Below are 14,039 nucleotides of genomic sequence, written 5' to 3'. Positions count from 1 at the left end.
CTTTATGGGTTCTAGGGGGTGTTTTTCACTCACAAAACCAAATAATGACGTTCTGACCTTTTGAGTAAGCTCACATGCCGCTAAAGTAGCCCTCCACATCCACGGCGCCGCCGGAAGCCTCAAAATCAGCACGAACAGCATCCGCCAGATCGTCGTCGACCAGGAAGTCCAAAGCCACAGAAGCCAACCCGAACGCCGCATCCAGGGCAGCATCAACCGCCGCCGGAGTATCCGCACAGTGCGCGAACTCCACCGTGTGCATACCGGTACCCTCGGGCGCAATCTGAATGAGCGGGTGAATACCGGGCACACGCAGGCTCACGTTACCGAAATCGGTCGAAGCCGCCAGCGTGTCGCTCACCGTACCGGGCGGGTACGGGTGACGGCCCACCGAACGCTGAGCCGAAACCCAACGCTTCAACAGCGGACGGTTCGTGCGCACCGGCATGGTCATCGGCGAAGAATCCCACGTCACCTCCGCACTCACGCCAGCCATGAGCGCCGCACCGCGCAGCACCTCCTCAACCCGTCGCGACAGCGCACGCAGAGTCGGCGCATGCTTAGAACGGATATTAATGTGCAGGCTCGCGGAGGCAGGAATCAGGTTCGGGGCGTCCCCACCGTGGTCAATAATCGCGTGAATACGGTCAGAACCGGGAATCTGCTGACGCAACAGACCGAGCCCCTGATACGCCAGGTTCGCCGCATCCAGGGCGTTACGACCCATAAACGGGTGCGAGGAAGCGTGCGCGCTCACACCCTGATAGTTCACGCGACATTCGCGGCGACCCAACCACGCCTGATCAGCCACATCCATAAAGTAGGGGTGCACCATAATTGCGGCATCCACCTGCTCGAACGCGCCGGCACGCGCCATCAGCTCCTTACCGGCATCAGACTCTTCGGCGGGCGTGCCGTAATAGAGGACCCTACCGCTGAACGCCTCGGGACCGGTGGCGAGCGCATCCGCCAGGGCAAGGAAAGCGCCCAGCCCGGATACCGCGATGACGTTGTGGCCGCAGCCGTGACCGATGCCCGGCAGCGCGTCATATTCGGAGAGAATCGCGATGGTGCGGTGTGTGGCGGGGTCGTAGTCGGCACTGGTGAGCTCCACTTTGAACGCGGTATCCAGACCGAAGGCGGGGTACTCGATCCTGAGGTTCGGGTAGGCTTCGCGGACCGCATCAACGAGCGTGCGGGAGGCAAAATACTCCTCGTAGGCAGTCTCAGGGTGCGCGTGAATCGCCTTGAGAATTGCGGTCAGGGAGTCCGCGCGCGTGGCGACGGATTCGGCGAGGTCGCGGCGAATATGCGCCAGCCCGCTGTCTTCGTCGAGGCGGTGACCGTGCCCCTTTCCATGACCGTGGCGGTTGCCGTGGCTACGTTCCTGCTCGGGCTGACCGTGGTCAGCATGTTCCTGCTCGGGATGCGCGTGCCCGCGCTTGCGGCGGTGCTCAGCGGCACGCTTACGCCGCTCGGTTTCGAGGGCGAGGATTTCGGAGTACTCGCTACCGCGCACGCAATCAGCGTCGGGCGCGTCATAGTGGCGAGTTATTACGGCGGGTCGGTTCGGTGCCGTTCGACCGGAGCTGTCAGAAGTGGGCTGGGTGTGGGCGGCGGTGCCCTGTGCGTTCGCGTCAGTCATGCTTCTACGCTACCGTCTGCGCTCGCCGGGCGCTAGATGCTCGGGCGTGATGGAGTCGAAAACGCCCAAAAAGAAATTTGTGTCACATAAAAGAAAATTTGTATATATCCTAGGAATCTTTGATTCAGTGGAGTAGCGTTAAGCACATGGGAGCGACAATCCAGCCGCACCCATCACCATCCGGCGCTAGCGATGCGAATGCCGGCAGGACAGTTCACAACCGGTCCAAACCATGTCGTTTGGGCCTCTGTCAACGCTGTGACAGACCCATGGATGCGAACCGTACCGGCAAGCACACACCGCTACGAGCGCCACAACCACGCTAAGGAGCTCCATCCCATGAAGGCAGCACGCTTCTACGACCGTAACGACATCCGCATTGAAGACATCCCCGCACCCGAAGCCGCTGCGGGCGAGGTTCTGGTCAAGGTCGCATGGTGCGGTATTTGCGGTACCGACCTGCACGAATACCTTGACGGCCCCATCTTCTGCCCCCAGCACGGTCACCCCCACCCCATTTCTGGTGAGGACTCCCCCGTCACCCTCGGTCACGAATTCTCCGGTGTTGTTGAGGCACTGGGCGAAGGCGTAGACGACCTTGAGGTTGGCGACCACGTTGTCGTCGAGCCCTACATCATTCGCGATGACGTCTACACCGGCCCCGACTCCAAGGACTACCACCTGTCCAAGGACATGAACTTCATCGGTCTGGCAGGTCGCGGTGGCGGTCTGTCCGAGAAGGTTGCCGTCAAGCGCCGCTGGGTTCACAAGATCCCCAACACCATTCCCCTGGACGAGGCTGCACTGATTGAGCCCCTGAGCGTTGGCTACCACGCTGTTGAGCGTGCAGGCGAGTTCGAAGAGGGCGCATTCGCACTGGTTACCGGTGCTGGCCCCATCGGTCTGCTGACCTCCGCAGTTCTGAAGGCTAAGGGCGCTAAGGTTATTATCTCTGAGCTGTCCCCGCTGCGCCGCCAGAAGGCTCTGGACTCCGGTGTTGCTGACTACGCTTTCTCCCCCGCAGAGACCGACGTTCTGGCTGAGATTCACAAGCTGACCGACGGCCGTGGCGCTGACATCGCGTTCGAGTGCACCTCCGTTCAGCCCGCACTGGACCTGATCCTGGATGCTCTCAAGCCCACCGGTAAGGTCGTCATCGTCTCCATTTGGGGTAAGCCCGCTTCTCTGGATGTTCAGAAGGTTGTGCTCAAGGAGCTCGATATCCGCGGCACCATCGCATACGTGAACTCCCACCCGGAGACCATCAAGCTGGTTGAGTCCGGCAAGATTGACCTCAAGCCCTTCATCACCGGCAAGATCGCTGTGGAAGACCTGATTGACAAGGGCTTCGACACCCTGATCCACCACAACGAGACCGCTGTGAAGATTCTGGTCACCACCGACCCGGAGCGTCTGGCTGAGTAATTTTCTGAGTGCTGAGTAATTCAGTTTTAGCTGATGCAGCTGTTCTTCTAGCTTCCTTAGCGTAGCTAGTGTGGGGTGAGGTTCCTTTCAAGGAGCCTCACCCCACTACTTTTTTGCGTGCTTTTTACCGGGCATACAAAAATCCCCGGTTCCGAAGAACCGGGGATTATCTGTGCGCGAGGGGGGACTTGAACCCCCACCCTCTAATACGAGGACTAGCACCTCAAGCTAGCGCGTCTGCCTATTCCGCCACCCGCGCAGGTGACTTTCGAACGTTTTCCTTTCGGTGCCGTTCGAAGCAACACGTAATACTATACGGGTTTTCTGAACACTCCGCAAATCGAAAGAGCATGTTCTGCGTCACACATTCGAGGTTGGTTGGTTCCCCACACCACGGGTGATCTTCTCGCACCTTGAGTAATATGACCGGCACGCCCACTCAACTGCCATATTTTCGGTCATAACGACTAGAATAAAGAGCATGAATAATGAGAACCTCTCCCGCGAAGAAGCCGCAGAACGTTCGGCTCTCATCAGTGTCGACACCTACGACGTGCATGTTGACCTGACTAACGCCAAGGACCCCGAATTCGAGTCCTACCCCACCGTCACCACCGTCCGATTCTCCTGCAACACCCCCGGTGCAGAAACCTTCATCGACTACATCCACCACAGCGTCGACTCCGTTAAGCTCAACGGCACCGAACTGCCCCTGGCAGATGCCGTCAACGGCGCACGCATCACCCTGCCCAACCTACAGGCAGAAAACGTACTCACCATCCACGGTCGCTCCTACTACTCCCGCTCCGGCGAAGGTATGCACCGCTACTTCGACCCCTCCGACGGTCGCGTCTACCTGTACACCCAGTACGAACCCTCCGACTGCCGCCGAGTCTTCCCGAACTTCGAGCAGCCCGACCTGAAGGCAGTCTTCAACTTCCGCATCACCGCACCCAAGGACTGGGTCGTCAGCTCCAACGGCGTACTCGAAAGCCAGGTCGTAGACCCCACCGACGACTCCATCACCAAGCGAGTCTTCTCCCCCACCGCAAAGATCTCCACCTACATCACCGCAATCGTTGCCGGCGAATACTTCACTGCAACCACCACCTACAAGCCCAAGAGCAAGGTCAACAGCGGTGACATTCCCCTGGTCGTATACTGCCGCCAGTCCCTCAAGCCGCACTTCGACTACGACCACATCTTCAAGGTCACCGAAAACGGCCTGGACTTCTTCCAGGACCTCTTCGACTACCCCTACCCGTACCCCAAGTACGAGCAGGCATTCGTGCCCGAATACAACATCGGCGCAATGGAGAACCCCGGCCTGGTCACCTTCACCGAAGACTACATCTTCGTTTCCGGCGCAACCGAGGACGACCTCGAAGGCCGCACCAACACTATCTGCCACGAAATGGCACACATGTGGTTCGGCGACCTCGTCACCATGAAGTGGTGGGACGACCTGTGGCTCAAGGAATCCTTCGCAGACTTCATGGGCACCCTCGGCGCTAAGGAAGCCAACAACTTCAACGACGCATGGGTCACCTTCGCGAACAACCGCAAGGCATGGGCATACATGCAGGACCAGCTGCCCACCACCCACCCCATCGTCGCTGACATCCCCCACCTGGAAGCAGCATCGCAGAACTTCGACGGCATCACCTACGCAAAGGGCGCATCTGTGCTCAAGCAGCTGGTTGCCTACGTCGGCTTCGACACCTTCATCGAAGCAGCACGCGTGTACTTCAAGCGCTTCGAGTGGGGCAACACCTCCCTGAACGACTTCCTGCAGGTACTCAACGAGGTGTCCGGCCGCGACATGCAGGCATGGGCTAACGCATGGCTGCAGACCTCCGGCGTGTCCGCACTGGGCACCAAGCGCGTCTACGGCGAAGACGGCCAGCTCACCGACCTGATCCTCACTCAGGAACTGCCCGCACAGCAGCCCGCAGGTCTGGGCCGCCCCCACGTTGCAAAGCTGGAAACCTTCGCGCTGACCGACGGCAAGCTCACCTCCACCGGCCTGCTCTCCCTCGAGTACCCGGCAGAGCCCGTTTCCGAGCACCGCGTGGAGCTCACCGACGAGCAGAAGAAGCTCGTTGGCGAAGCTGACCTGCTCATGCTTAACGCAGAAGACCACACCTACGCCAAGGTTGCTCTGACCGACGAAGACGGCCTGCAGGCAGCTATCGAAGGTGTCTCCACCCTCGAATCCGCGCTCTCCCGCGGCCTCATCTGGGGCTCCCTCTGGGAGAACGTGCGCGATGCACGCCTGCCCGTCACCACCTACGTCGACGCAGTCGTACGCAACGTCTCCAAGGAACCGAGCGCATCCCTGCTGGGCACCATGGTCAACAACGCACAGGTCGCTATCGCAACCTTCTCCGCACCCACCGGCCGCGAGCGCCTCTACGACGCTCTCTACGACGCATTCGCAGCCGCACTGGCGCAGGCTAAGCCCGGCTCCGACGAACAGCTGATTCTGCTGCGCGCCCTGATTTCGGTCTCCACCAACGCGACCAAGGGTGAAGAGCTCTGCCGCGATATTGCCCGCGGTGCTTTCGAAGACACCACCGGCGATATTGCTGACGCAACCGGCATTCCTTACGACCAGAACCTGGGTTGGAGTGCACTGGGTGCGCTCGCAAGCCGCGACCTGGTGACCGTTGAGGATCTGGACCGTGCGGCGAAGTACAGCCCCTCCTCGATCTCTTCGAATGGTTACGCGTACGCGATTGCTGCCCTGCCCTCTGCTGAGCGTAAGGCTGCCGCGTACAAGACCATCATGGAAGACGAGTCGCTGTCGAACGACGCTCTGGCCTCGACCATTAACGGTTTTGCTCGTGGCCCGGTTGAGCTGCGTGAGTCCTACTACGACTCCTACTTTGAGGCTCTGTTGCCTCTCTGGGCGTCTCGTTCGATTGGTATGGCGACCCGCATTGTACGTGGCCTGTACCCGAAGGCTCCGTACAACACCGGCTCCACCGAGGGTCTGGGTGTTGAGGGCAACCCCTCCGTGGCGCTGGCTCAGCGTTGGCTGGAGGCGAACCCCGAGGCTCCTTCGGCTCTGCGTCGTCTGGTTCTGGAGGCTCAGGACCACGGCCACCGTTCGATTGTGGCTCAGAAGTTCAACGCCTCCCTAGGACTAAGCTGCATGGTTTGAGGGCTTGTGGCGGGGTGTGAGCCTGTATCTAGGCTAGGTTCCGCTCTCCCCCGCTAGGTTCTCTAGCCTCTTTGAGAGACTGCCGTTCGGCACGCTCCCGGTAACGTACCGGGACGCGCCGGGCGGTGGTCTTTTTCTGGCTCATCTATAGAATTCATAGCGGCGGTATGCCGTCTAAATATTTCCCTCATACAGTGGTTCACATACTGACAAGGGCACTTATTACCGGGGCAGTTTCACCAGGGCACAAAACTATATGCACCCGGTGCTAAAAGACAGATAAATGTCACCCGTTTTTGTGAGCTGTCCACACTGAAAGCATGAGAGAATAGACTAGGTATCCGCTCGCTTAGACACATCAGAAGGAGTTTTCAGTGGTCGATTACGCACTCGGTGACCGCGGTAGCGTTGACATTGTCACCGATGATTACTACGAAGCAGAAACCCTCCAAATCTTTGAGGAACTGCACATCGACCGTGAACGTATCTGGTACGGTGAAGCGCGCCTCGTTCCCGAACCGGATAACCCCTACGAGCCCAATAGCATTGCCGTCTACATTGACGAATTCAAGGTAGGCCGCATGAGTGTGGAGGACTCCGCCGCGTACTGGGATGCCATTGCCCGCGTGGTCGCCTCCGGTTACGAACCCATTGCGCACCTGCAGCTTTCCGCCGTTGCCGTGCGTGCTGAAGGCGGCGGCATGCACGTGAAGAGCACCGGTGTGCTCTCCCTGTCCGCACCCGGCTCTCTCTTCCCCCTCAACGACGCACCGACCCGCGCGACCCTGCTACCCCAGGGCCCGTCGATGAAGGTGCTTGATGAGAAGGAACACTCCGAATACCTGCACAGCATCCTGCCGCCCAGCGGTGAAGGTCGCGTGATTCTGACCCTGGAAGCGAACCAGCTCAAGACCTCCGACGGCCGTTTCGTTGACAGTGTTGAGGTGCGCCACGACCGCAAGCTCGTGGGCCGCCTGAGCACCCAGATGTCTGAGCAGCTGACGCCCGTCATCCGTTACGCTTTTGAGAACGACCGCCTCACCAGCGCGTGGGGCACTATCCGCGGTAACACCCTCGAGCTGTCCCTGACCGTTCAGGCTGCACGCCCCGCCGATATTCCGCAGGAATGGTACGAGACCCTGCCCAACAACGTTCCGGCTCTGCTACCCGTTGGTGAAGAGTACGATGTGCCCGCCGCATTCGTGCCCACCGAAGGTGAGCGTCACTACCTGGAGTCCTCCGCACAGCAGGCACCGAAGAGGCGTCGCGGTTTCATGAGCTCCCTGACCGGCGGCTCCTCCGCACCCGAGCCGGCTCGTAGCGAACTCGCCGCAGAGAAGCCCGTCATCGAGTACAGCATTGAGGAAGAAGAATACTACGAGCCGAACGAGCGTGACCGTCTGCTGAACCTGATCAAGGGTGCAGGCCTCGCCGTTCTGGTCGCCGGCCTGATTTCAATGCTGTGGACCCCGATGCTTGGCATCCTCATCGCTATCCTAGGTGGCGCTGTTGCGGCAGTCGCTTTCTACTTTGGCCGTCAGCCCTACCACGAAGGCTACGGGGACTACGACGAGTACGAGGAAGAATATGAAGAGACCGACGAGGCTGAAGAAGACTCGAAGGCATAAATTCCTCTGCTACAGGGCGTAAAGATACAACGCAACGATACAAAAGGGGCGGCTACCCCACTATCACGGTGAGGTAGCCGCCCCTTTCGTATGCCCTGTACGCTGCCCCCGAAGCCCCGCGAGAATGCAGAAAAGCCTCGTTAGAACCTGAGGTTAAAACTTGAGGGGGTGAAAGCCTCATCAGCTTTCACCCCCTCAAGGAGTCGGATCTTAGTCCTGGCCGTAAGTCGCCATGAACTGATCCATCGTATCATTCTGCAAAGCATGTGCCAGCTGCGCATTTGCAGCCTGATCTACAAAAATGATTGACTGACCATCATAGGACCAACCCGGACCTGCGTTCGGAAGAGTGGTCATACGCATCGTGGTATCACCGCTAGTCAGCACCGGAGCCGCAATCTGAGCAATCTGCGCTGCATTCAGACCCTGGTCCACGCGCATATAGTCGGTCAGAGACTCGATAGAAGACTGGAAAGATGCCACGTTGCTCAACGCACCCTTAGCCTTCATCGTGTTGTACAGGCCGCGCAGGAATGCACGCTGGTTACGCACACGCTGGTAGTCGCCATCAGCGAACGAGTAACGCTCACGAACAAAGCTCAGAGCGCCACTGCCGTTGAGGTGCATCAGACCCGGGGTAAAGGTCCAGACATTACTGGTGAATGCGAAGGGAACCTGAACATCCACACCGCCAATGGCATTCACGAGAGACTTGAAGCCTTCAAACTCAATCTCAGCTACGTGGTCAATCTTGACACCCACCAAGTTCTCGATGGTAGCAACCTGTAGGGAAACACCGCCGTAGTTCAGCGCCGCGTTCACCTTAGCCGTACCGTAACCGGGAATATCAACCCAGGTGTCACGCATAATCGAGATGATGTACACACCCTTGCCGTCAGCCGGGATGTGCATCAGCATGATGGTGTCCGCACGGGAACCGCTCACCAGAGCTGCATCAGCACCAGTACGGGTATCGCTACCGAGCAACAGAATGTTTTTGCCGGGTCCCTTAATAACGCCGTAATTGTATCCGTTGTCCAAGATACCGTCGCCATCCTTATCGTGTTCGCTGGCGTTTGCTGCAAGAGCCGCAGCAGCATCGGAGCCGTTAGCGTTGGTACCGTTCTTGCCGGTATCCGAGTTGGTGACGGTTGGAGCCTTCAACTCCGTCACGTTCAGGGGCTTAGCTTCGCCAAGCTTTTCCTTAATTTTGGCCTGATCTTCATCCACCTTAGTGATGGAGTCGAACTTCTCGGTCTTGCTATCCCAGGTGTGGCCAGCACGCCAAATAAAGAAACCAATACCGAGGGTAATAACCAGCAGAAGAATCAGCAGGATCAGCAGAATACGCTTGACCCATTTCTTCTTCTGCGACGGTTCAGAGTGAGCGTCGCTCATTAAGTTGTCCTTTGTTTGAGGTGGTGATACGCGAGGCGCGCAGCGCATCCAGCGAAGTCTCTAGAATGCAGAGAGCCGGAGAATACCCGCCGATACGGGGCGGCGCTGGAGGGCACAGAAAATGCACAACTCGCAAAATACTTTCCCATTGTAACGCTGTCAGCGGGTCTGCGCACCGGCGAACGAAAGGTTTTACACTACAACTTTCCTCACGTTCACGCGATTTATTTTGCTATGTGCCGCAGAACGCACAATGCCCCGCCTCCCTGAAAACCAAGGAGAACGGGGCATTGATTTCGCTAAAAAGCAAAACTGGGACAGAAGATTTACTTCTTGCCGAAGTTGCCGAAGCGTGCGTTGAAGCGCTCGACGCGACCTGCGGAGTCCATGATGCGCTGCTTACCGGTGTAGAACGGGTGCGACTCGGACGAGATTTCAACCTCGACGATCGGGTACTCGTTGCCGTCTTCCCACTTCTCGGTCTTGTCCGAGGTCATGGTGGAACGGGTCAGGAAGACCTTGCCGGATGCGAGGTCGCGGAACAGAACCAGGTTGTAGTCCGGGTGGATTTCTGCCTTCATTGATTACCTTCTTCTGCTACTGGATTTTGCCAGTAGCCCTTATATAGATGGAGTAGGTTTTTCGATGTGCAGCTATCGAGAAAATCTCAGAGCGCATCACCATTGTGCCCGCATAGGGCGCACACAACCCATTAAGGGTACCACCTTCACGGATTAAATCCCAGTACGTTCCCTCACAGGCACCAACCGACACGCCGCAAGGGCACCCGAAGAAGGCACTCACGCGGGTTAATAACCAGGTGAGACCTCAGGTTATGAACGCGGGCGGGTCTCCCAGAACGCCACGGCGCTCGCCGCCGCAACATTCAAAGAATCCACACCGTGCGACATCGGAATCATCACCGTATCGTCACACGCCGCCAAGGTGCGGGGCGACAGACCGTGCCCCTCCGTGCCCAGAATCAGCGCAAGCTTCTCATCCCGGCGAGCAGACAGCTCCTCCAGGGTCAGCGAGTCCTCCTCCAGAGCCAACGCCGCGCTCTTAAAGCCCAGCTCGTGCAGGGTCTGCAGATCAGCAGGCCACGACTCCAAGCGAGCCCACGGCACCTGAAAAACGGTGCCCATCGACACGCGAATCGAGCGGCGATACAGCGGATCAGCGCACCGCGGAGTCACCAGCACAGCATCCACGTTCAGCGCGGCAGCCGAACGGAAAATAGCGCCCACATTCGTGTGGTCCACGATATCTTCCAAAATCGCCACGCGAGAGGCACCCTGCAGCAACTGCTCCAGAAGCTGCGGCGCCGGACGAGCCATCGCCGCCAACGCACCACGATGCAGATGAAAACCGGTCACCTGCTCCAGCAGCTCTTCACTACCCACATACGCGGGAGTGTCAGGATGGGCGCGCAAAACATCCGCCAAATCATCAGCCCACTTCTCACTCATCAGGAAAGAAACGGGCTGATGACCGGCAGCGAGCGCACGACGAATCACCTTCGAAGACTCCGCAATGTAAATACCCCACTGCGGCTCCATGGCGCTACGGAGCTTCACATCGGTCAGCTGCGTGTAGTAGCGCAAAGCCTGCTCGGGTGCCTGCGCCAGAGCCGTGACCGACTCGATGGCGTAGACACGCTCGGCACGCTCAGCGATCTGTTCGGCGCTCAGCTGCTTCGGGGCACGGCTCATGCGCGCTTGAACGCGGAGTAACGACCCGCGGAGGTGACGGTCAGAGCCAGGTCCATGTCGTAGGTTGCGGCGAGGTTCGCCTCGGTAATGGTGGACAGGATCGGGCCGGCAGCAACCACGCCACCGTCACGGACCAGCAGAGCGTGGGTGAAGCCCGCCGGGATTTCCTCGAGGTGGTGGGTGATGAGCACGGTAGCCGGTGCGTAGGGGTCAGCGGCAAGTGCGGTCAGACGCTCGACCAGGTCCTCACGGCCGGAGATGTCCATACCTGCGCCGGGCTCGTCCAGCAGCAGCATTTCGGGGTCGGTCATGAGGGCGCGGGCAATCAGTGCACGCTTGCGCTCGCCGTCGGAGAGGGAGCCGAAGGTGCGGTCAGCGAGGGTATCGACACCCCATTCAGCCAGTAGCTCGGTTGCACGCTCGTCGTCCATGACGTCGTATTCTTCCTTCCAGCGGCCGGACACAGCGTACGCTGCGGTCACGACAACGTCGGAAACCTTCTCGTTGGCGGGAATCTGGGTAGCCGAAGCACCGGAGGACAGACCAATGCGCGGGCGCAGGTCGAATACGTCAACAGCGCCGAGGGTCTCGTCAAGGATTTCAACCTCGCCGCTGGTCGGGTGCAGGCGGGCTGCCGCAATCGAAAGCAGAGTGGACTTACCGGCGCCGTTGGGGCCCAGAACGACCCAGCGTTCACCTTCGTTCACAGTCCACGAAACGTTGTTAAGGATGGGGCGGCCGCCGCGAATCACGGAGACATTCTGAAGGTTGAGTACGGTGCTCATGGTTCTTCTTCCAGTGAGTTAGATGGATGGGATGCGCCCCCACCCCGCAACCCGTGCCGGGTTATCGGAGTGGTTGGCGCATAGTGCGCGGGTACCCCACATTGGGTTCCTCGCGCGAAGCCTTAGGGCTATAGGTGCCGCCGCGTCAGGGGCGGCGCGCCTCATCAAATGTACCTTGTCAGAGGGGCGGGCGCATCCGCGACGGCACCTATAGCAGCTGAAGTTATTAGTCGATGAAGCCGCGTGCGCCGCCAACCAGCTCAACGTGGCCGGTTTCAACGTCTGCGGTGACCATCTTCGCGATTTCCTGCGCGAACTCGTTGACGGTGTAGAGCTTGCCGGCGGTCTCGCGGCGCTGCTCAATGGCGCCGGGGTGCAGGCGGTTCAGCAGGGTTGCGGTGACGGTGCCTTCAATCATGTCAGCGGACACGACGACCAGGGAGATACCCTTCTCGGAAAGTGCGGGGATCTCGGCGATCAGTGCGTCTTCGCCTGCGCGCTTGGACTCTGCGACGGGCTTGTACTCGTCCATGGTCTCAACCTCGCGGATGAAGTGCGCCTGGTGGCTGGTCACGAACACGATGCGTGCGCCTTCGGGCATCTTCTCTGCAGCCAGGCGTGCCAGGTTCAGCTGTGCGTCACGGTTCAGGCGCATTGCGTAGTCTTCGCCCATGCCGGATTCCATGCCGCCCGAAGCGTTCAGAATCAGGTAGTCCAGGGAGCCGAAGGTCTCCACGGCGGTGTTGACGAGGTTCTGCAGGTCCTCATTGTTGGTCACGTCAGCCTGTACTGCGATTGCCTTGCCGCCAGCCTCTTCAATAGCCTTGACGATCTTGTTCGCGCGCGGTGCCTTGGAGCGGTAGTTCACCACGATGTTCGCGCCCTCAGCGGCGAGAATCTGTGCGGTGTCTGCGCCAACGCCGCGGGAGGAGCCGGTAATGATGATGGTCTTGCCGGTCAGCTGTGCCATAGTTTTATGTCCTTAAAGTCTAGAAAGGGTGCGCCCACGCTCAGGCGCTTCGTGCAGTCCGTACGGGTGGGGTTAGTGACCCATACCCAGGCCGCCATCAACGGGGATGACAGCGCCAGAAATGTAGCTAGCCTCATCGGATGCGAGCCAGCGAATCACGCGAGCGACCTCTTCTGCCTCCGCGAAACGACCAGCCGGGATGGACGCGAGGTAGTTCTTCTTGGTCTCTTCGGGCAGAACCTCGGTCATTGCGGTGTTAATGAAGCCCGGTGCCACCACGTTAGCGGTGATGTTGCGGCCGCCCAGCTCACGGGTGATGGAGCGCGCCATACCGACCAGTGCAGCCTTAGATGCGGAGTAGTTGACCTGGCCGGGGGAACCGTACAGACCCACCACGGAGGAAACCAGGATGATGCGGCCGCGCTTGAGCTTCAGCATGCCCTTGATGGCGCGCTGAACCACGCGGAAAGAACCGGTGAGGTTGGTGTCGACCACGTCGGTGAAGTCGGATTCCTTCATGCGCATCAGCAGCATGTCGCGGGTGATACCTGCGTTGGCGACCAGCACCTCCACGGGGCCGAACTCTGCTTCAATTTCCTTGAATGCTTCGTTAATGCTGTCGGCATCGCGTACATCTGCCTTGACGGCGAAAAATTCTTCGGGGGCTTCACCGCTACGGTAGGTGATGCAGACATTGTGTCCTGCTGCCTGGAATTCCTTGGCAATTTCGTAGCCGATGCCTCGGTTGCCGCCGGTGACCAGCACGGTCTTGGGAGTGTTCTCGCTCATGAGCTTCCTTGATGAGTCGACCCCTCGCGATCGGAGCCGATGCAGCGGCTACGCGGTTGGGGTGTGGACGGATGGACAGACAAACCCTATTTTACCGCGTTTTAGCGCAAAGGTGCCGCAGGCTACACTCCGCTCTTGAACACTGAACACCCGCTCCCCTTCTTTTACATGCCTCATCGGGCGCGTACACTAGCTGAAGCGGAACAGCCCGCACCCCTTTTCTGCCCGGTCTCGCGGGCACGGAATAACACCGCACGTCGAGGCGCAATAGTAAGGATAAGAAGACATGGATCTGCTCGGTTCACTTTCTCAGGATGCACAGCCTGAGTACGCCAAGTGCTCCCGCAAGGGCTGCCCGCAGACGGCAGAATTTCAGCTGCTCTGGAACAACCCGAAGGTGCACACCCCCGAGCGCCGCAAGATTTGGTTGGCGTGCTCCGAGCACGTGGGCTGGCTGGAGAATTACCTGCGCGAGCGCGAATTCTGGAAGCAGACTCTTCCGTTTGAGAGGTAGTGCCGAT

The 14,039-nt window shown here is 59.3% G+C and carries 11 protein-coding genes and 1 tRNA gene; 4 read left to right on the top strand and 8 right to left on the bottom strand.

Annotation, left to right across the window (positions count from 1 at the left end; all coding sequences use genetic code 11):
• Positions 1-70: 70 nt before the first annotated feature.
• The gene (locus HMPREF2971_RS04425) at positions 71-1,645 is read right to left on the bottom strand and encodes an amidohydrolase (RefSeq protein ID WP_070691580.1); all 1,575 of its coding nucleotides are present in this window, start codon (positions 1,643-1,645) and stop codon (positions 71-73) included.
• 339 nt (positions 1,646-1,984) lie between these two features.
• Here HMPREF2971_RS04425 and HMPREF2971_RS04420 point away from each other — a divergent pair, with 339 nt between their 5' ends.
• On the top strand, positions 1,985-3,070 hold the full coding sequence (locus HMPREF2971_RS04420; protein WP_070676340.1) for a 2,3-butanediol dehydrogenase: 1,086 nt from the start codon (positions 1,985-1,987) through the stop codon (positions 3,068-3,070).
• Between the two features lie 173 nt (positions 3,071-3,243).
• On the opposite strand, the gene HMPREF2971_RS04415 is transcribed toward HMPREF2971_RS04420, so the two are convergent.
• A tRNA-Leu gene (locus HMPREF2971_RS04415) sits at positions 3,244-3,329 on the bottom strand.
• 222 nt (positions 3,330-3,551) lie between these two features.
• Between HMPREF2971_RS04415 and pepN the strand changes: the two genes are divergently transcribed.
• Together pepN and HMPREF2971_RS04405 are read left to right on the top strand one after the other, a co-directional pair.
• Positions 3,552-6,236 carry an aminopeptidase N gene (pepN, locus tag HMPREF2971_RS04410; RefSeq protein ID WP_070691578.1) on the top strand — a complete coding sequence of 895 codons (2,685 nt, stop codon included), beginning with the start codon at positions 3,552-3,554 and terminating at the stop codon, positions 6,234-6,236.
• A 374-nt stretch (positions 6,237-6,610) separates the two neighbouring features.
• Entirely contained in the window at positions 6,611-7,864 is a 1,254-nt protein-coding gene (locus HMPREF2971_RS04405) for an HIRAN domain-containing protein (RefSeq protein ID WP_070691576.1), read from the top strand.
• A gap of 210 nt (positions 7,865-8,074) precedes the next feature.
• Here HMPREF2971_RS04405 and HMPREF2971_RS04400 read toward each other — a convergent pair whose 3' ends face one another.
• The 6 genes from HMPREF2971_RS04400 to HMPREF2971_RS04375 all read right to left on the bottom strand — a co-directional run bounded on the left by HMPREF2971_RS04400 (position 8,075) and on the right by HMPREF2971_RS04375 (position 13,518).
• The gene (locus HMPREF2971_RS04400; RefSeq protein ID WP_070691574.1) at positions 8,075-9,262 is read right to left on the bottom strand and encodes an LCP family protein; all 1,188 of its coding nucleotides are present in this window, start codon (positions 9,260-9,262) and stop codon (positions 8,075-8,077) included.
• 326 nt (positions 9,263-9,588) lie between these two features.
• A complete protein-coding gene (locus HMPREF2971_RS04395; RefSeq protein WP_005506069.1) occupies positions 9,589-9,843 on the bottom strand; it encodes a type B 50S ribosomal protein L31 in 255 nt (84 codons plus the stop codon).
• Positions 9,844-10,095: 252 nt separating this feature from the next.
• The gene (locus HMPREF2971_RS04390; RefSeq protein WP_049362199.1) at positions 10,096-10,974 is read right to left on the bottom strand and encodes a TrmH family RNA methyltransferase; all 879 of its coding nucleotides are present in this window, start codon (positions 10,972-10,974) and stop codon (positions 10,096-10,098) included.
• Positions 10,971-11,759, bottom strand: coding sequence for an ABC transporter ATP-binding protein (locus HMPREF2971_RS04385; protein WP_005506071.1), 789 nt, complete (start codon positions 11,757-11,759; stop codon positions 10,971-10,973). The genes HMPREF2971_RS04390 and HMPREF2971_RS04385 overlap by 4 nt, the downstream gene beginning before the upstream one ends.
• 226 nt (positions 11,760-11,985) lie before the next feature.
• The gene (locus HMPREF2971_RS04380; protein ID WP_012903562.1) at positions 11,986-12,729 is read right to left on the bottom strand and encodes an SDR family oxidoreductase; all 744 of its coding nucleotides are present in this window, start codon (positions 12,727-12,729) and stop codon (positions 11,986-11,988) included.
• 72 nt (positions 12,730-12,801) lie between these two features.
• On the bottom strand, positions 12,802-13,518 hold the full coding sequence (locus HMPREF2971_RS04375; RefSeq protein ID WP_005509097.1) for a beta-ketoacyl-ACP reductase: 717 nt from the start codon (positions 13,516-13,518) through the stop codon (positions 12,802-12,804).
• Between the two features lie 286 nt (positions 13,519-13,804).
• Here HMPREF2971_RS04375 and HMPREF2971_RS04370 point away from each other — a divergent pair, with 286 nt between their 5' ends.
• The gene (locus tag HMPREF2971_RS04370) at positions 13,805-14,032 is read left to right on the top strand and encodes an acetone carboxylase (RefSeq protein WP_070691573.1); all 228 of its coding nucleotides are present in this window, start codon (positions 13,805-13,807) and stop codon (positions 14,030-14,032) included.
• Positions 14,033-14,039 lie beyond the last annotated feature (7 nt).

It is taken from the genome of Rothia sp. HMSC066G07 (assembly GCF_001814485.1).
Lineage (GTDB): Bacteria > Actinomycetota > Actinomycetes > Actinomycetales > Micrococcaceae > Rothia.
This window is presented reverse-complemented; position numbering and strand designations above follow the sequence as displayed.

What these genes read in the sequence shown, in the direction of transcription:
- HMPREF2971_RS04370 (WP_070691573.1), top strand. Translation starts at nt 13,805, where the DNA reads ATGGATCTGCTCGGTTCACTTTCTCAGGATGCACAGCCTGAGTACGCC.
- pepN (WP_070691578.1), top strand. Translation starts at nt 3,552, where the DNA reads ATGAATAATGAGAACCTCTCCCGCGAAGAAGCCGCAGAACGTTCGGCT.
- HMPREF2971_RS04390 (WP_049362199.1), bottom strand. Translation starts at nt 10,974, where the DNA reads ATGAGCCGTGCCCCGAAGCAGCTGAGCGCCGAACAGATCGCTGAGCGT.
- HMPREF2971_RS04400 (WP_070691574.1), bottom strand. Translation starts at nt 9,262, where the DNA reads ATGAGCGACGCTCACTCTGAACCGTCGCAGAAGAAGAAATGGGTCAAG.
- HMPREF2971_RS04395 (WP_005506069.1), bottom strand. Translation starts at nt 9,843, where the DNA reads ATGAAGGCAGAAATCCACCCGGACTACAACCTGGTTCTGTTCCGCGAC.
- HMPREF2971_RS04380 (WP_012903562.1), bottom strand. Translation starts at nt 12,729, where the DNA reads ATGGCACAGCTGACCGGCAAGACCATCATCATTACCGGCTCCTCCCGC.
- HMPREF2971_RS04420 (WP_070676340.1), top strand. Translation starts at nt 1,985, where the DNA reads ATGAAGGCAGCACGCTTCTACGACCGTAACGACATCCGCATTGAAGAC.
- HMPREF2971_RS04425 (WP_070691580.1), bottom strand. Translation starts at nt 1,645, where the DNA reads ATGACTGACGCGAACGCACAGGGCACCGCCGCCCACACCCAGCCCACT.
- HMPREF2971_RS04385 (WP_005506071.1), bottom strand. Translation starts at nt 11,759, where the DNA reads ATGAGCACCGTACTCAACCTTCAGAATGTCTCCGTGATTCGCGGCGGC.
- HMPREF2971_RS04375 (WP_005509097.1), bottom strand. Translation starts at nt 13,518, where the DNA reads ATGAGCGAGAACACTCCCAAGACCGTGCTGGTCACCGGCGGCAACCGA.